Here is a 16,913-nt window from a genome sequence, read left to right as displayed (position 1 = left end):
CGAGCTTCATCGAGGTATTTCAGGCGAGGTATGTCCGGTCTTCTGTTCGGTTTGATGGTGCTGGAATCAGGCTGTGATGGAACGCCGAGCGACGTGGTGGCGAGTAAGTCGCCCGTCGCAGTGTCAACGCCTGGCCGCATCGCGCTGTCGGCGGAGGAGTCGTCGCGGGTGGGCCTGGTTGTCCAGCCGGTAGCGCGCAGCGATTTTCGAACGCACCGGGACTTCCCCGCCATCGTGCAACCCAATCAGCGGAACATGGCGGAGATCACCGCGTTGGTTCGAGGTCGAGTGGTCGAGGTGTACGGCGAGCTAGGCCAGGAGGTCAAAGCAAATGCCCCGTTGGCGATCCTGTACAGCAGCGAGCTGGGGCTTGCTCAATCGGCCTATCTCAAAGCCAAGGCCAAGCTGCATGTTGCGGAGCAGGCCTTCAACCGTGCCCAATTCCTCCTACAGGAGCAGGTGATCGGCGAGGCGGAATTGCAGCGCCGGCAAGCAGAGTTGTTGAGCAGCCAGGCCGAGGCCAATGAATCGCACGATCGGCTCAAGCTGCTTGGCATGAATGACGAAGAATTCAGGCGTCTCGAGAGCAGCCGGAAGATCCGTTCGGTCGTGCCGATCGTGGCTCCTTTTGCCGGCCGGATCATCGGGCGTAAGTTGACGCGGGGCGAGGTCGTCGAGACGACCGAAAATCTGTTCGTGATCGCTGATCTTTCGGAAGTCTGGGTGCAAGCGAATATCCCCGAAAAGGACATTCCCTTCGCCCATTCCATCCATGCATCCGGAGACAGGCAAGTCGAGGTGCGGATCAACGCCTATCCCAAGGAGGTCTTTCAAGGAACGATCACTTATGTCGGTGATGTGCTCGATCCCGTGACACGCACCATGCAACTCAGGATCGAGTTGCCGAATCACGATGGGCGGCTCAAACCTGAAATGTTTGCCACGATTCGACTCTTTTCCGAAGCCCAGCCCGATCGACTGGCGGTGCCGGAGGCCGCGTTGCAACGCGATCAAGGGCGCACCTTCGTCTTCGTGCAACGCAGCCTGAACGAGTATGAGTTGCGGGAAGTGCACGTCGGCGAATCCAATGGGACCGTGACTGCCATCCTCGGCGGTTTGAACGAAGGCGAACCGGTTGTGACACATGGCGCCTTTGTCTTGAAGTCCGAGTTATTGAAGAAACCCGTCTGATGGTTTCCCGTCTTCTGGACATCTCCCTCCGCCAGCGGCTCCTTATCATTCTCTGTTCGATCATGATCGGCGCCGGCGGGATCTATGCCTTTCGGACTATTCCGATCGACGCCTTTCCGGACGTGACCAGCGTGCTTGTCCAGGTCGTCACGAAGGCGCCGGGGCTCTCTCCCGCCGAGGTCGAGCGTCTGGTGACCTATCCCATCGAGCTGCAGCTCACGGGTGTGCCGTCTCTCACGGAAATGCGTTCCCTCACAAAAGTCGGTCTCTCGCTGATCACCATCGTGTTCGATGACTCCATGGACATCAACCTGGCCCGCCAACTGGTGCTCGAGCGATTGCTTGAAGTGGAGGAACAGCTTCCTCCAGGAGCCGAGCCGATGCTGGTGCCGAACAGCACGGGATTGGGAGAGGTCTTCCAGTATTATTTGGAGGCTCCTCGCGGGACTGTGGTCGATGCTGAAGCCGAACATCAGAGCTTGATCGTCCAGCGGACGATACAAGATTGGATCATTCGCCCCCTCCTGAAGAGCACACCGGAGGTCATCGATATCAATTCGATGGGCGGGTACGTCAAACAGTATCAGGTGTTGGTCGAACCAGGCCTGCTGCGGAAATATGGTCTGACGCTTCGTGAGGTGTTCGATGCGGTGGCGAGAAATAACGCCAACGCCGGCGGGAATATTCTGGAAAAACATGCGGAGAAGTACATTGTGCGCGGGATCGGGCTGATCCGCTCGCTTCAAGATATTGAACGGATCGTGGTGAAGGAAACCGGTGGCACGCCGGTCTATATCTCCGACGTGGCTCAAGTGGTGATCAATCCCGCAGTGCGGCATGGTGCCACCGTGCTGAATGGGGATCGCGAGGTGGTGAGCGGCATCGTGCTGATGTTGCGTGGAGGCAATGCCCGGGATGTCGTGGAGGGGATCAAGAGGCGGATTGAGGACATCCATGCGAAGCATCTGTTGCCGGATGGATTGCGCATCGTGCCGTTTTACGACCGTATTGAACTGATTACCGAAGCGTTGAATACGGTGTACAAATCGTTGGCTGAAGGCGTGGTGCTCGTGGTCGTGGTGCTGTTTCTGTTTCTTGGGAACATTCGCAGCGCGCTGATCGTCGTTGGCACGCTGGTGTTGGCGCCGCTGGCCACATTCATCGTCATGGGACAGATCGGGCTGACCGCAAATCTGATGTCGCTGGGAGGGTTGGCGATCGCGGTCGGCATGATCGTGGATGGGTCGGTCGTCGTCGTCGAAAACGTGTACCGCCATCTATCGCACCATTCTGCTGCCGCAATACCGAGGCTTCAGCTGGTGACGCAAGCGGTGAAGGAAGTCGGACAGCCGGTCGTATTCGGGATTCTGATCATTATCCTGGTGTTTCTCCCTCTCTTGTCCCTTCACGGGATGGAAGGGAAGATGTTCAAGCCGCTTGCCTATACCATCATGATCGCGCTGTTGGTATCCCTTGTCTTGTCGCTGACGCTGTCACCGGTGCTCTGTTCGCTGGCCTTGAAGCAAGGCAGTGAAGAAGATCCGTGGATCGTCCGATTGGCCAAGCGTCTCTATGCGCCTACCCTCCGATGGGCCCTCAGGCATCGGATCGCCGTGGTGGTGATGGCCGTCGGCGCGCTCATCGGCGCGCTTGCGTTGGTGCCCTCGTTGGGCTCAGAATTTATCCCTATTCTGAACGAGGGATCAGTCGCCCCTCAGACTATTCGTCTCCCCAGCGTGTCGCTTCCCGCCTCAATCGAGATCGAAAAGCGGATGCAACAGGCGATCATGGAGTTTCCGGAAGTGGAGATGGTCGTTTCCAAAATCGGCCGTACGGAATTGGGGAACGATCCGCAAGAGCCCAATGAGAGTGATCCGGTCGTACGGCTTCGTCCGCTGGATCAGTGGACCACGGCCAAGACGATGCCGGAGTTGATGCAGAAGTTTCGTGAGCGGTTGGCGGGAGTCTCGGGGGCGACATTCCTGATCAGCCAGCCTATTCAGCAGCGGGTCGATGAATTGATTTCCGGAGTTCGCACGGAAGCCACGGTGAAACTGTTCGGTGACGATCTGGAGATACTGCGGAACAAAGCCCAAGAGATCGCCGAGGTGCTCGAAACCGTGCGAGGGGTTCGAGATATCAAAGTCGAACAATTATTCGGCCAGCCCTACCTCACGATTGATATCGATCGCGGCAAGATTGCGCGGCATGGGATCAATGTAGCCGATGTGCGGGAGATCATCACCACCGCCATTGGTGGAGACGTAGCCACGCGTGTTTATGAAGGCCAGCAACGGTTTGATTTGGTGGTGCGGTTTCCCGAGCAGTATCGGGACAGTGTCGAAACAATCAGCAATATTCGGGTCAGCGATCATGCGGGCGCACAGATTCCCTTGGCGGATCTGGGCACCGTACAGTTGGAAGAGGGACCCGGCCGGATCAGCCGCGATCAGCTGCAACGCTACGTGTCGATCGGGTTCAATACGCTGGGACGAGACATCGGGGGGTTGGTTGCGGAGGGGCAACAGAAAATTTCCGAACGCGTCATGCTTCCGCCCGGTTACCGGGTGACCTGGGGCGGGTCATTTGAAAACATGGAACGGGCAATGGCCAAGCTGCAGATTATCGTTCCGATCACAATCGGCCTGATTTTTTTCTTGCTGTATTCAACCTTCAACTCACTCCGTCAGGCAACCCTCATCATCTTGAATCTGCCCTTCGCGTTGATCGGAGGGGTTGTGGCGCTGTGGCTCACCAAGGAATATCTCAGTGTCCCGGCATCGGTGGGCTTCATCAATCTCTTCGGCGTCGCGGTGTTGAACGGGATCGTGCTCGTTTCCTATATGAATAAACTTCGAGAGGACGGCCATAGTTTAGACGAAGCGGTGACCTCAGGCGCCCTGCTTCGGCTACGCCCTGTCTTGATGACGGCGTTGGTCGCACTCTTGGGGTTGGTTCCCTTGGCGTTTGCCAACGGGATCGGCTCGGAGGTGCAGCGTCCGTTGGCGATCGTCGTCATCGGCGGCCTTGTGAGTTCGACGCTCCTGACCTTGATCATGCTGCCGGTCCTCTATCAGTGGTTGGAAGGCCGCTCGACAGGAGGGATCGCCCCAGGCGAATTACGAGGAGGATCAGTTCCTGCTGTCCATTCTGCGGCAGGGGACATTCATGGCAATGGTGAGCCCCGGCCGACTAGCCGGCCTGACGAGATGCCATCGACGTGATGCGGAACGTCAGGCCAGAGAAAGGATGAGATGAGGATGTCTACGCTCGCTGGTGCCATATGCATGGGTCTGGTTGCCATTATTGTGGGAGTCCAGGCATCGATTGCCGCGCCGAAGGAGCCGGAATCAACGAGCGCCAATGTCGCAAAAGGGGAAAAAGTATTTGTCCGGCATTGTGCCGGTTGTCATGGTTCTGAGGGGAAGGGGGATGGCTATTTGCTCCTGGGGCCAGAGCCGGCCAACCTCACGAGACCGACTACCAAGAAAAAGTCCGACACAATACTGCTTCAGACCATTCACGAGGGAAAGCCGAACATGCCGTCATGGAAAACTCGCTTGTCGGAAGAAGATAGTCGAGCCGTACTGGCGTATATCCGGACATTGAAGAAGTAGAAGGCTTCGGCCCAACCCATTACTCGATCCGTGCGGCAGACCCGCCAAAGCGAAGCACCCACACCGCCCCACGACCAGAATTTTTCAGAAGTGGAATGGGTGAATCTCACGGTATCGCTGACATCAGCGGTTCAGCTAGCTATAGAAGCTGGATGATGATGGTGCCGAGGGACAGAATCGAACTGTCGACACCAGCCTTTTCAGGGCTGTGCTCTGCCAACTGAGCTACCTCGGCACAGAAGGGATTTGATCGTTCAGCTCTGGATTGTTCCTATGCTCGCGAGACCAGCCAATACCCTGCGCATCTTACCAAGGTCACATATCTGACTTCCACATCTTTCGCATGTACAGGGTGTTTCTTCTTGGTGCGGGAACTTAGGATGAGTTTTCGTCGCATGTCGCACTTAACCGCAATGAGTACGCAGGGAAAAGTTCTCGGGCGGGTGAGGGATCGATGGTCGAGGCATAAGGATTTGCGGTCAACGGTGATGACAGTTTGTGGATAAGCGAGATGACAACGTCCACCATAGCACTGAGTCTGGGATGACTAATGGGTGCTGAGTATCGACAGGTGATTCAGAAAGATCTTGCTTTCATTTTCCCACTTCCGTGCGATAGCGATCGAAAGTGAGACATGCGCCGGCTCTCTACCGAGCCTCTGAATACAGGCGAGGCTTCCTCTACGTTGCATGCCTTTGCTCTTAGCTTCGTCTTCACAGCCTGGAATGGAACTGATAGGTGTGGATCAGGAGGTTCTGTCGATTGGGTACGCCGACTTTCTCGAAAATATTCGTCATGTGATGTCGGACCGTACTGTCACTAATCGACAGCTTGTAGGCGATGTCTTTGTTGGAGAGGCCCTGCGCTACCAATCGGATAATCTCGCGTTCCCGCTCCGTCAAGGCATTGGGCCAGGCCAGCGTTAAGGCGTCGGCATCATCCTTCTTCTTGACGGGGGATCCGAGCACTGCACCAGTTCGTTCCCAATAGTCCTGGGGCTTGGTGGGGGCATACAGGGACTCAATCACTGCCAGCATGACAGTGGGCGGTTGAATTTTGAGGATGACACCGTCAACGCCGGCGTCATACGCCTCGCGCATGTGGTCTCGGTCTTCTAAGCCACATAACAACACAATCTTACAGGTCGGGGCAGATTCCCGAATCTGGTTGATGGTGCCGACGGCGTCTGGTGCGGTCTCTAGATCTAGAATAACCACGTCTGGTCGTGTGTCGGTGGGGGATCCGTCCGGGATCCTCCACTGGTAGGGAGGCACGACCATCTGGACGGTTGCACGGCCATCAAGTATTTTCTGCAAACCTAACCATACGAGCCATTGACGGCTCAGAATCGCGATCGTGAGGGATGGATTCGTGTTAGGCATAGTACACTGGCTCAAGACGGTGGAAGACCGGATACATCTCTAGGAGCTCCACACTTGTGTTCAGGTGAAAGAGATTCCGATCTCTAGACTGCCTGTTTTTTCAATCTTCCTACCAATTAACTGATACATGAGTGCATTTATCGCTTTCTGATAGGTATGAATGGTATTACCCATTAGTTGGGTATGCACAACAAAAGCTATCGCCTGTATCCAATTTATTGAATCAACTGCCTTATTCTCATGTCCCTCCTCCGGTTATGCAGTCCTCGCTCGGTGCGTCAAGTAAGGCACACGTATTGATAGGCTCAAGTAGATTAAGGAAATAGCCGACCTTATTAATATGGGAGAGAGAGACAGTCTTTGTAAAAACAGTTCTGTTCCATGGCTCGATATAACAATTTCTGTAGCCAATTGCTCCGATAATATACCAGGTCTGCTACACTAAAACTGGATATTTAGCTTATAGCTTAGGGTTGCCAGTACCGTATATTGAGCAGTCCGATAGGCTCTATTTGCAAGAGCCGAACAGCTTTATTTTTTATGGATGAATGGATTTGGCTCATTAGATGAGGGTTACTTGTCATGAATGATTGGCTACACCGTAGGAGCAAGTAAAAAGACTGGAGTCGAAACACGGTAACTACATCGACACTGACCGCAGAAGATATGTCCTTGCAGCCCTATCTTTCGCCACGAGAGACAAGTTCGGAACCGACACTGGCTATGTGGGGAGGAAATCCTTGCTTCCGTTGGGGCGACACTGCTGCCGATAGTCCAGTTATAGAGTATGGCCGGTAATTTTGTTGGTTACCATGGATATTTCTTTGCCATCTTAGCGTAGGCCGGGAGCCTTGGTGGTATCGGAGTCAATGGTACTTATTCAAGCGGCGGATAGTCGATCGATGCGTCCAATATTTTGACATTGGAGAGAGTCGATGATGGTTATCGTCGGAAGTAGACATTGTATGCGCACCTTACTCAGCGGGATTCTCGTCGCCGCCATAGCACTTGGAGCGGTGGGATGTGCCCAAGACAGAGTGAATTACGAAGTTGACCTGACGGCGCCATCTGATTTTTTCCTTGGGCCGGAGGATGTACTGAAGGTGATGGTCTGGAAAAGCCCAGACCTGTCGGGCGAGGTGACGATTCGCCCGGATGGCACGATTACCATGCCTCTGATCGGGGATGTGCCAGCTTCCGGTCTGACGGCGAATGCGTTGGCGAAGCGGATCGGCGAAAGGCTCACAGAATATGTCTCATCACCAGTTGTCACAATTCAGGTCAAAGAGGTCAACAGCTATTTCATCTACGTCTTGGGAGAAGTTGTGAAACCGGGGAAATACCCGCTCAAGTCATATGCAAATGTGGTGCAAGGTATTTCGTTGGCCGGCGGGTTCGGCCCCTTTGCGAACAAGAACAAAATTAAGGTATTGCGTAACGTAAGCACTGGTCCGGAAGGACATGAAAAGAAACGTCAGATCGAGATTCCGGTGCACTATAACGATATTCTAACGGGTACCGCCGTGCCGGGAAATTTCATTCTGCGGAGCGGTGATGTCATCGTGGTGCCCTAGGTGAGCGGGAAATGGCTACTTGCGCATATAGCAAGCATCACTTTGGGGATAGGCCTTGGATTGTGTTCGTTAGGGCAGGCACAGATGGGTGGGATGGGGGGAGGGATGCCAATTGTTCCGGGAACAGCGTTTGGCGGAGCGACTGACCCCAGCTCGATTCAAGCAACGGATGGGTTGCGCATTATTCCCTCCGTTCAAGTTTCTGAACGATACGACAGCAATGTGTTTTTTGCGTCTAAGAGCCAGCTTCAGGGAACAGCACCCGGTGACTTTATCACGACAGTCGCGCCCCAAGTCAGAGGATTGTATACCGATCATGACAAGCTGGTGAAGGTAAACGCGTCCGTGGGAGTGGTCGGCAGTTATTACGCGAACAATACAGGACTAAATTATGTGGGCGCGAATGCCGGAGTGGGGCTGGACATGAGCGATCTCATAAGCCTGTGGAGGCCGGGGGCAAGGTGGACGGTGTCCGACACGTACTTTTACAGTCCTCAGCCCCCCGCATTTCTTTTAGGGAACCAATCAGGGGAACAGATAAATCCGTTACTGACAGGGTTTCAGGCGGCCCGCACTAACACAAGCGCCAATAGTGTCAATACTCAATTGGAGCTTCCACTTTATAGAACTGTCAAGTTGACCGGGAGCTATACGCACAGTTTTATCCGCTATGGGGCAACGCAAGTTCCTCAGGCCTCCACATCGCAAGTTTCTCAGGCCGCTACCTTGATCAGCCAAGACACTCAAGGCTATACCGCTGGTCTTTTGGTACAGGCCTCCGTTCAGGACAGCATAACGGTAGATCTCATGAGTAGCGACTTTGATCAAGGCAGACTGGGGGATTTTAGCACAAGGGGCGGTGCCCTAGGCTGGGCCCATAGGTTTTCGTCTGCCGTCAGCTTCAATGCCACTGGAGGTGTGCAGGAGATCTCGGGGCAATCAAATGGAGTACGGTTTCCCTCGACCATTGCACCATTCGGCAGGCTCGCTATCCTCTGGAAGGATCCTACGACGTCAATTGCTCTCCTGTATCAGTCCAGCATTGCTCCTTCATTGGCCTTCAGAAGCGCGCCTATGCTCAGTCACTCGGTGTCGTTCAGCCTGACTCAGAATACCCCGATCCGTGATCTAGCTGGGTTGCTTGGAGTGAACTATGGTGTTGCGAACCAGTTTGGGTCGAGTTCAGGGGGCGCGCTCTCTTGGACCACTGTGGGAGGAATGGGAGGTTTGGTGTACCGAGTGACCCAGAAGATGTTTCTCACGCTGGCCTATAGTTACCAAAATGTTGATAACGTCTTCGGAGGGACACATTTTGCTTACGATAAGCACGTGGTCCAGCTGAATCTGACCCAGGCCTTTTACTGAATACTGAGAAGATCGCTCGTATGCAATCGTTGACTCAAGAAGATCTGATTAGAGTGCTGCTGAAGAAATGGTGGTGGACTGTTGTAAGTATCGTCATCTGCATGTCGCTGGCCTACGGAGGTTGGAAGGTCTTTCCTAAGACATATAAATCCACTGTCATTATTACAATGGATAGCCCAAAAGTGGCGAAGGATTATGTGAAAGGTCTGGGGGGGGTAGAGGTAAAAGGGTTTGAGGACCTCGCGACTGTTGCTATGCAACAGGTCCTGCTCGCTCTTACGAATAAATCCGTATTGGTGCCTATCATCGAAACCATGAAACCGTATCCGGACAGCGAAGAAGAAACCGAGGAGTCTTTAATCAAACGCCTTCGAATGGCCATTAGCGTGGCACGGCCCAAAGAGGGCCCCGGCATAGCGATTTCTTACCAACACGCTGATCCTCACATGGCTCAAGCCGTGGCAGCTTTTCTCGTCGTCAAACTGCAGGAAGACAATGCCAAGCGCCGAGAAGGACTGGTCGAGACCACTACCGAGTTTCTGTCTGTTGAGTTGAACCGAATGAAGGCTGAACTTGAAGCCAAGGAACAGGCGATTTCTGATTTCAAGAAGGATCATATTGGAGAATTACCGGGCCAGATGGAGGCTAATCTGCGCACGCTCGATCGATTGCAGACCGATCTTACGACTTCCAGTGAATCCTTGAATAAGGGGGGGGAACGGCTTACGGCCTTGGAAAAAGCGATCAGGGAATTCTCTGAGATCGGGTCAACCGATGTGGTTCCGGTCGAGAGGGGCGGGCGAATGATTGAATCTAGGCCTCCCGACCTTCGTAGTGCCAAGCTAGAGGAATTAAAGCAAAAGCTAAATGAACTCTTGGGGATCTACAAGGAGAACTATCCGGATGTGGTGCACCTTCGGCAGGAAATTCGCCGATTAGAGTTGGAGCCGCGAGTGGCTGACAGCGATCAACCGGGTATGGGTGAGACGACAGGAGGACGGGTTGAGAGCAGTGGCAAGGCTGTCCGTAAGCCCATTGACCCGTTCCTGAGAGAACTGATGAAAGAGCGCAATGAACTAAAAAGTGAGATGGCCTTCCTTAAGGAAAAGCAGGCCAAGACAGTTCGTCAGATCAAGGAGCTTGAAGCGCACGTCCAACGGATACCCGCGGCAGAACAGCGACTCACAATCCTAGTCCGAGACTATGAGAATCTTCAAAAGGGGTATCAATCTCTTCTTGATAAGCGGACCAATGCCAGGATTCTTGGGAATTATGAGAGTCGTCAGTTCGGAGAACAGTATCGAATCATAGAGCCGGCCAACCTGCCCTATAGCGAAGAACCACCGACACGTCTCCATTTTTTACTCGGCGGACTTGTGCTGGGTTGTGTCATCGGGTTGGGAGGAGCCATTGGGGTGGAGTTTTTGAAGCCAGGGTGTCGCCGCCCCGAAGAAGTCGAAAGCTATCTTGGTCTTTCGGTCATCGCGTCGATCCCTCCTTTTGACAGCATGACAGTCGGAATGGGGGCGACGGGATCGCGGGCGCTTCTTCCTGGACCAGAAACCAGTATCAGTGTTCCAGGACGTATTCCATCACATTATGGATATGGAAGGAAATGGACGGGTGCCGGATTCGGTACTAAGCGTGCATCACTCACGAGTCTGCCCCAAGCATTTCATTTAATTGCAAAGTGGGGGTCGCATTCCATTATTGCCGAGCAATATCGAGTGGCGTCGACACGTCTGCTGCTGATGTCGGCTGAAAAGAAAAATGTCGTCACTCTAGTGGCCAGCAGTATTATGGGAGAAGGTAAAACAACCACGGCCGTAAATCTTGCCTATGTTCTAGCCCATGATCTGAAGAAATCTACGCTCCTGATCGATTGCGATTTCAAGCGCCCGATGGTGCATGAATACATGGACATTTCGGTCGAGCCAGGCATCAGTGAAGCGATGTTGGGACGAGACATCCTTGAGAATTGTATTCATCACTATGAAGGGATTCCACTCTCGATTTTGCCGTGCGGGGATTCGAAGGTCAGGCCTGCCAGTATTTCCGGGATTCAGTATGTGAAACAGATTTTGCCAGAGCTAAGGACTCGTTATGATCATGTGATTTTGGATGGGCCGCCTATATTAACACTTGCTGATGTCAATGTCCTTGGTAGTCTGGCGGATCAGGTGATTCTTGTGGTGCGAGCCGGCTTGACGAGTCTCGAGATGGTACGCAAGGCAGTAAAGCAGCTCAATGTCAGTAGCGACGAGATTGGAGTTGTCTTGACGAAGGTGGAAATGGAGTTTGCGCCCTATTTCATGTACGAGACGCCCTATGCTGGTAAAAACGGACGAAGTGGTGAATAAAGACGCTGCAGTGGAGCCGGAGCTGCGGCTGTGCCGCTTCACGGAGAATATCTATCCGATGTGGGACTCGCTGAGCCCCAGAAGGCGGATACTCATCTTAGGGGCTGGAAAGCTCGCCGGGGAACTTTGTCGAGTCGTACGTTCGCAACGTCTTGGGCTGGCGGAAATTGTCGGAGTTCTTGTAGGAGGAAATGAGCGAGTAGAGAGCAATTCCGACATGCCTGACGTAATTGGCACTCATGAACAGGTCACACGGGTGGTCGAAGCGCAGAAAGTAACTACCGTCGTGGTCTGCATTGAAGATCGTCGCTCAATACTACCGGTTGAACAGCTGCTCGATTTAAAGGCAATGGGAATAGATGTTCGTGATGGGCATCAATTGTTCGAAGAAATCTCAGGTCGCCTCTCAATTGATTCGCTTCGCCCGAGCGCCCTGGTGTTTTCGAATGGGTTTAAGCAACGCATGGCTACCCGTATCATGAAGCGGTTCGGTGACATGATGGTTGCAATCGTCGGATTGCTGGTGCTGATTCCACTATTCTTACTCGTCGCGTTTTTGATTAAGATCGATTCCTCCGGGCCCGTGTTTTATCGCCAAGTCCGTGTCGGCTTGCGTGGCCGGCCCTTTTTGATCTGGAAGTTTCGATCAATGGTGCAAGATGCGGAAAATGCGGGGGCTCAATGGGCGCAAGCGGACGATCCGCGCATCTCCCGAGTCGGATGGTGGCTGCGAAAGACCCGTGTCGATGAGTTTCCACAGCTGATTAATGTGTTACGAGGTGAGATGAGTCTTGTCGGGCCGCGCCCGGAGCGGCCGGTGTTCGTGCAGGACCTGCGAAAAACCATTCCCTATTATGATTTGCGCCACACGGTCCGGCCCGGCATCACCGGATGGGCGCAGGTAAAATTTCGCTACGGCGCCTCTGCGGAAGATGCCCATATGAAGTTGCAATATGACCTCTACTACGTCAAGCGGTTGTCCTTCGGGATCGATATGAGTGTTCTGATGCAGACGGTGCGAGTGATGTTGCTCGGGGAAGGGGCGCAGTAATGGCTTTCAACCAGCAGAGCCAGAACGCGAGTGTACGACATGTCCTCTCATTTGATGTGGAAGAGCATTTTCAGGTGTCGGCCTTTTGGTCCGACGACAGAAGACAACAATGGGATCGATTGGAAAGTCGCGTCGAGCAGAATACGCTCCGGCTCGCGGAGCTTCTGGAGCATTTTGAGACCAAGGCCACATTTTTTATTCTTGGATGGGTGGCGGAACGACATCCGGGGCTGGTCAAAGCATTGGCGAAACAGGGGCATGAAATTGCGTCGCATGGTTACGGACATGAGTTGGTCGGCAGTCAGACCGAAAACGAGTTTCGGGATGATGTCAGGCGGTCTAAGCGCATTTTGGAAGAGTTGACGGGAGAGGTGATCTTCGGCTATCGGGCGCCCAGCTTCTCGATTACCGATCGGACCCCGTGGGCATTACCGATTTTGGTCGAAGAAGGCTATCTCTATGACTCCAGTATCTATGCTCGCTTCCAACCTTCGGAGAAAGTCGGGATGCAGAGAGGTGTGCAAGAGATCGTGACGGCAGCCGGTCCCATTTTTGAAGTTGCGCTACCTACGGCGAACCTCTGCGGTATTCAACTTCCTACTCCCGGTGGGGGATACTTTCGCCTCTTGCCTTATTCAGCTTCCAGAATGGTTTTAAAGCAGTTTGAGAAAACCGGCACCCAGTTCGTCATGTATCTGCACCCTTGGGAAATTGATCCGGATCAACCTCGAATGGAGGGGCCGGTGATCTCAAAAATTCGCCATTATCTAAATCTCGAGTGGACCGAGCAACGGTTGAAATATCTGTTGCGTGATTTCACGTTTGCCCCTGTAGTGGAAGCGGTTCGGCCGATCCGTGACATGTGTCGAGCCCGGGTACAGGGTGGTACGGTTGCAAGTGCGGTGTCTGGATGAGACACCGAAGCGGATGGTGAAGTACGTGGGAGAAGAACGGTTCCGGGCGGAGGTCATGACCAAGTCTTGGTATGCAGTAAGAACGAAGCCTCGTTGCGAAGCGTTTGCAGAGGCTAATCTTCAGCGGCTTGGGGTGGAAGTGTTTCTTCCGATGCTGATCGAAGGCAAGCCCATGTCCGTGGTGAATCGAAAATTAGCCACGCCTTTGTTTCCAGGATATCTCTTTGTACGGTGTGCGATGCCGGCTCAGCATCGCGCGGTCAGTTATGCCACTGGGGTCAAGAGCGTGGTCTCATTTGGCGCAGATCCCGCCATTGTGGACGATTTGATCATCGATTCAATCAAGGGACAAGCTGTGAATGGTGTCATCGAAATTGCTGATGGCACGTTTGTGCCAGGCAGAGCCGTCCGAATTCACGATGGACCGTTGTGCGGGTTGGACGCAGTCTTTGAGAAAAAGCTGAACGGGACGTCTCGTGTGGTGTTACTGTTGAAGGCCATTTCCTATCAGGCGCGAGTTGTTATTGACCTTCGAGGGGTGGTCAATGCCTGAAAAAATTAAAGCTTGAAAGTTCTGTTCTGTTTAGGTGTAGAAGCCGACAGCGTTTCTTGATGGACTTTGATCTCGTTCCTTTTTCGATCAAGGATCCTGGGAGCTTGCAAGTTGGTCGAACGTCGCCTATTTAAAAGACCCGGTGTCTGACATCGGATGGGCGGTAGCCTGAGCTGTGCAGTACAAACTTCACTACTAAAGCGCAATGGTAGTTTGACCGTGAGGCTGCAGCCGAGATCGCAAAGTTGAAACATCGAGTCGAAGAGAACCCTGTCAGCTAGATCTAGATTTTGGAGCAAAGAAGGCAATGTATATACTAGGCATTTCGGCGTTCTATCATGACAGTGCAGCTTGTCTAGTTCGTGACGGAGAAATTATTGCAGCCGCGCAGGAAGAACGGTTCACACGTAAGAAGCATGATTCGAGTTTTCCGCATTATGCAGTGCGATTCTGCCTTACCCAAGCAGGCATTGGGATCACGGATGTCAAATACGTAGTGTTCTATGACAAACCCCTTATTAAGTTCGAACGACTTCTGGAAACATACGTAGGATTCTCACCCAAAGGCATTCAGTCATTTCTCGCCGCCATGCCCGTGTGGCTCAAAGAGAAGCTGTTTTTGAGGAAGTTGCTTCAGAAGGAGGTCCTGACATGTGGCGAGGGGATGGATCGGGCGCAGTTGCCTGAATTTTTGTTCGACGAACACCATGAATCTCATGCCGCCTCCGCATTCTTCGCCTCCCCCTACCAGAAAGCCGGCGTGCTCTGTATGGACGGGGTTGGGGAATGGGCGACAACCTCTGCATGGCTTGGTGAAGGGAACACGCTGACGCCGTTGTGGGAAATTCCCTTTCCCCACTCGCTGGGGCTCTTGTACTCGGCATTCACCTACTACACCGGCTTCAAGGTTAATTCAGGGGAATATAAGGTGATGGGTCTGGCTCCCTATGGAGAGCCAAAGTATGTGAAAGCTATCTATGAGCACCTTCTGGATTTGAAGCCAGATGGGACGTTTCGCCTGAACATGGAGTACTTCAATTACTGCACCGGGCTTACCATGACTAGCCGGAAGTTTGATGAAGTATTCGGCGGCCCGCCTCGCCAACCGGAATCGAAGTTGTCCCAACGAGAAATGGACTTGGCTCGCTCAATTCAAGAAGTCACCGAAGAAGTGATGTTACGACTTTCCAGGACCATGCACCGCGAGATGGGTGTCGACTATCTCTGCATGGCTGGAGGGGTAGCACTGAATTGTGTGGGCAATGGAAGGGTCTTACGCGAGGGGCCATTCAAGGGTATATGGATTCAGCCAGCAGCGGGTGACGCTGGGGGCGCCTTGGGCGCGGCGCTGAGCGCGTGGCATCTGTATGAAAATAAACCAAGAACTGTGAATAACGTCAAAGACCAGATGAAAGGCAGTTATCTGGGACCAGCTTTCAGCAACAACGAGGTTGAGTTAAGGCTCAAACAAGTCGGCGCTGCCTATGTACGACTGGATGAGCAGGATCTATTCACTCGGGTGGCGGAGGAGCTTGCCAGGGGCAAAGTCGTGGGCTGGTTTCAAGGTCGCATGGAATTTGGGCCGCGGTCATTGGGTGGGCGGAGTATTTTGGGAGATGCACGCAATACGAAGATGCAGTCCGTCATGAATCTCAAGATCAAGTATCGAGAATCGTTCAGACCCTTCGCTCCGTCAGTCCTACGTGAACGAGTGAATAGTTACTTCCAAATGGATTGTGACAGCCCCTATATGCTTTTGGTGGCACCCGTGCAAGAGAAGCGCAGGTTGCCTTTCAACCCGAGTGAAAAAGGACTGTGGGGAATCGAACTCCTCAACGTTCTCCGGTCGGATATTCCAGCGGTCACGCATATCGACTATTCGGCAAGAATTCAGACAGTCCACGAAGATACGAATCCTCGCTACTATTATTTGCTGAAGGCCTTCGAGGAGAAGACCGGATATGCCACATTGGTTAACACTTCCTTCAATGTGCGCGGAGAGCCGATCGTCTGTACACCGGAAGATGCCTTCCGCTGCTTCATGCGAACCGAAATGGATGTCTTGGTGTTGGAAAACTGCGTACTGAAGAAGGAAGACCAGAAACCGTTGGAAAGGGATACGGATTGGAAACAGGAGTTTGCTCTCGACTAATCTGAGCGAGGAACACGTGAATCACATGGCAACAACAAAAGACCTTCGGAGTTTTGGGTTATTGGTGGGGGCGGTGTTTTGCGTTATTGGACTATGGCCCTTGATATTTCGGGGCGAGCCGATGCGGGAATGGGTTATTGGAGGGGGAGGGCTCCTGGTTCTACTGGGAGCGATCGTTCCTCAACTGCTCCGCCCTCTTCATACGGGCTGGATGTGGGTCGGCCATGTGTTGGGGTGGATCAATACCAGGATTTTGTTGAGCATCGTATTTTATGGATTGATTACCCCCATCGGTTTGATCTTCCGGCTAATGGGAAAGAACACAGTGCGGCAAGCTTTTTCTGAATCAAGCTCCACGTATCGCGTAATTCGGACACCACGAGCAAGAAGTCACATGAAATTTCAGTTCTAATTCGTCGATCGCGTGCCAAGGAGGTGAAGCATGGGCGAGTTCGTAGGGGAACTGTGGGCCTTCATGAAAGAACGCAAGAAGTTTTGGCTGTTGCCCATTGTACTGGTGTTGGTGCTGCTGGGAAGTCTCATCGTATTGACACAGGGATCGGCAGTTGCACCGTTCATCTACACGTTGTTTTAAGGAGGCTGCAGTTTTGGCTCAGACTGAACGCGCCATAGCCGCTGTCGGATCTGCGCACCGCGATCTTAGAATCGAAAGATGGGTTGGAACGGGACGGATTTGCCGATCAGGCGTATCGCGAATCGAGTTTCATGCGTCTCAATGTCCTGAGAAAGTTCA

At 53.2% G+C, this 16,913-nt stretch carries 13 protein-coding genes and 1 tRNA gene; 12 read left to right on the top strand and 2 right to left on the bottom strand.

All coding sequences use genetic code 11. From position 1 onward, the window contains the following. Positions 1-30: 30 nt before the first annotated feature. The 3 genes from COMA2_RS01375 to COMA2_RS01365 are packed head-to-tail and all read left to right on the top strand — an operon-like array spanning position 31 to position 4,808. A complete protein-coding gene (locus tag COMA2_RS01375; protein WP_090893968.1) occupies positions 31-1,191 on the top strand; it encodes an efflux RND transporter periplasmic adaptor subunit in 1,161 nt (386 codons plus the stop codon). Continuing rightward, positions 1,191-4,415, top strand: coding sequence for an efflux RND transporter permease subunit (locus tag COMA2_RS01370; RefSeq protein ID WP_090893965.1), 3,225 nt, complete (start codon positions 1,191-1,193; stop codon positions 4,413-4,415). The genes COMA2_RS01375 and COMA2_RS01370 overlap by 1 nt, the downstream gene beginning before the upstream one ends. 36 nt (positions 4,416-4,451) lie before the next feature. Then, positions 4,452-4,808, top strand: coding sequence for a c-type cytochrome (locus COMA2_RS01365; RefSeq protein ID WP_175304324.1), 357 nt, complete (start codon positions 4,452-4,454; stop codon positions 4,806-4,808). Positions 4,809-4,967: 159 nt separating this feature from the next. Here COMA2_RS01365 and COMA2_RS01360 read toward each other — a convergent pair. Both COMA2_RS01360 and COMA2_RS01355 read right to left on the bottom strand, forming a co-directional pair. Further along, positions 4,968-5,043 (bottom strand) — tRNA-Phe (locus tag COMA2_RS01360). 478 nt (positions 5,044-5,521) lie between these two features. Further along, on the bottom strand, positions 5,522-6,190 hold the full coding sequence (locus tag COMA2_RS01355; protein WP_090893960.1) for a response regulator transcription factor: 669 nt from the start codon (positions 6,188-6,190) through the stop codon (positions 5,522-5,524). A gap of 935 nt (positions 6,191-7,125) precedes the next feature. Here COMA2_RS01355 and COMA2_RS01350 point away from each other — a divergent pair. The 9 genes from COMA2_RS01350 to COMA2_RS19995 all read left to right on the top strand — a co-directional run bounded on the left by COMA2_RS01350 (position 7,126) and on the right by COMA2_RS19995 (position 16,754). Then, positions 7,126-7,764 carry a polysaccharide biosynthesis/export family protein gene (locus COMA2_RS01350; protein WP_090893958.1) on the top strand — a complete coding sequence of 213 codons (639 nt, stop codon included), beginning with the start codon at positions 7,126-7,128 and terminating at the stop codon, positions 7,762-7,764. Between the two features lie 105 nt (positions 7,765-7,869). Further along, entirely contained in the window at positions 7,870-9,129 is a 1,260-nt protein-coding gene (locus tag COMA2_RS01345; RefSeq protein WP_139076958.1) for a porin family protein, read from the top strand. Positions 9,130-9,149: 20 nt separating this feature from the next. Continuing rightward, the gene (locus COMA2_RS01340) at positions 9,150-11,489 is read left to right on the top strand and encodes a GumC family protein (RefSeq protein ID WP_090893955.1); all 2,340 of its coding nucleotides are present in this window, start codon (positions 9,150-9,152) and stop codon (positions 11,487-11,489) included. Further along, positions 11,458-12,540, top strand: a complete 1,083-nt coding sequence (locus COMA2_RS01335; RefSeq protein ID WP_090893952.1) for a TIGR03013 family XrtA/PEP-CTERM system glycosyltransferase — start codon at positions 11,458-11,460, stop codon at positions 12,538-12,540. Before COMA2_RS01340 ends, COMA2_RS01335 begins: the two co-directional genes overlap by 32 nt. After that, a complete protein-coding gene (locus COMA2_RS01330; RefSeq protein WP_090893948.1) occupies positions 12,540-13,454 on the top strand; it encodes an XrtA system polysaccharide deacetylase in 915 nt (304 codons plus the stop codon). The genes COMA2_RS01335 and COMA2_RS01330 overlap by 1 nt, the downstream gene beginning before the upstream one ends. 13 nt (positions 13,455-13,467) lie before the next feature. Further along, on the top strand, positions 13,468-14,007 hold the full coding sequence (locus COMA2_RS01325) for a transcription termination/antitermination NusG family protein (RefSeq protein ID WP_090893946.1): 540 nt from the start codon (positions 13,468-13,470) through the stop codon (positions 14,005-14,007). Between the two features lie 307 nt (positions 14,008-14,314). Beyond that, on the top strand, positions 14,315-16,159 hold the full coding sequence (locus COMA2_RS01320; protein WP_090893944.1) for a carbamoyltransferase family protein: 1,845 nt from the start codon (positions 14,315-14,317) through the stop codon (positions 16,157-16,159). A 25-nt stretch (positions 16,160-16,184) separates the two neighbouring features. Beyond that, complete coding sequence (locus COMA2_RS01315; protein WP_090893942.1) at positions 16,185-16,571, top strand: SxtJ family membrane protein; 387 nt, start codon at positions 16,185-16,187, stop codon at positions 16,569-16,571. Positions 16,572-16,601: 30 nt separating this feature from the next. Beyond that, the gene (locus COMA2_RS19995) at positions 16,602-16,754 is read left to right on the top strand and encodes a DUF5989 family protein (protein ID WP_175304323.1); all 153 of its coding nucleotides are present in this window, start codon (positions 16,602-16,604) and stop codon (positions 16,752-16,754) included. Positions 16,755-16,913 lie beyond the last annotated feature (159 nt).

Source organism: Candidatus Nitrospira nitrificans (assembly GCF_001458775.1).
GTDB lineage: Bacteria > Nitrospirota > Nitrospiria > Nitrospirales > Nitrospiraceae > Nitrospira_D > Nitrospira_D nitrificans.
This window is presented reverse-complemented; position numbering and strand designations above follow the sequence as displayed.

Bases quoted from the DNA above. Each gene is read 5' to 3' on its own strand.
- COMA2_RS01370 (WP_090893965.1), top strand. From the start codon at position 1,191: ATGGTTTCCCGTCTTCTGGACATCTCCCTCCGCCAGCGGCTCCTTATC.
- COMA2_RS01335 (WP_090893952.1), top strand. From the start codon at position 11,458: ATGCTGGTAAAAACGGACGAAGTGGTGAATAAAGACGCTGCAGTGGAG.
- COMA2_RS01345 (WP_139076958.1), top strand. From the start codon at position 7,870: ATGCCAATTGTTCCGGGAACAGCGTTTGGCGGAGCGACTGACCCCAGC.
- COMA2_RS01350 (WP_090893958.1), top strand. From the start codon at position 7,126: ATGATGGTTATCGTCGGAAGTAGACATTGTATGCGCACCTTACTCAGC.
- COMA2_RS01355 (WP_090893960.1), bottom strand. From the start codon at position 6,190: ATGCCTAACACGAATCCATCCCTCACGATCGCGATTCTGAGCCGTCAA.
- COMA2_RS19995 (WP_175304323.1), top strand. From the start codon at position 16,602: ATGGGCGAGTTCGTAGGGGAACTGTGGGCCTTCATGAAAGAACGCAAG.
- COMA2_RS01375 (WP_090893968.1), top strand. From the start codon at position 31: ATGTCCGGTCTTCTGTTCGGTTTGATGGTGCTGGAATCAGGCTGTGAT.
- COMA2_RS01315 (WP_090893942.1), top strand. From the start codon at position 16,185: ATGGCAACAACAAAAGACCTTCGGAGTTTTGGGTTATTGGTGGGGGCG.
- COMA2_RS01330 (WP_090893948.1), top strand. From the start codon at position 12,540: ATGGCTTTCAACCAGCAGAGCCAGAACGCGAGTGTACGACATGTCCTC.
- COMA2_RS01325 (WP_090893946.1), top strand. From the start codon at position 13,468: ATGGTGAAGTACGTGGGAGAAGAACGGTTCCGGGCGGAGGTCATGACC.
- COMA2_RS01340 (WP_090893955.1), top strand. From the start codon at position 9,150: ATGCAATCGTTGACTCAAGAAGATCTGATTAGAGTGCTGCTGAAGAAA.
- COMA2_RS01365 (WP_175304324.1), top strand. From the start codon at position 4,452: ATGTCTACGCTCGCTGGTGCCATATGCATGGGTCTGGTTGCCATTATT.
- COMA2_RS01320 (WP_090893944.1), top strand. From the start codon at position 14,315: ATGTATATACTAGGCATTTCGGCGTTCTATCATGACAGTGCAGCTTGT.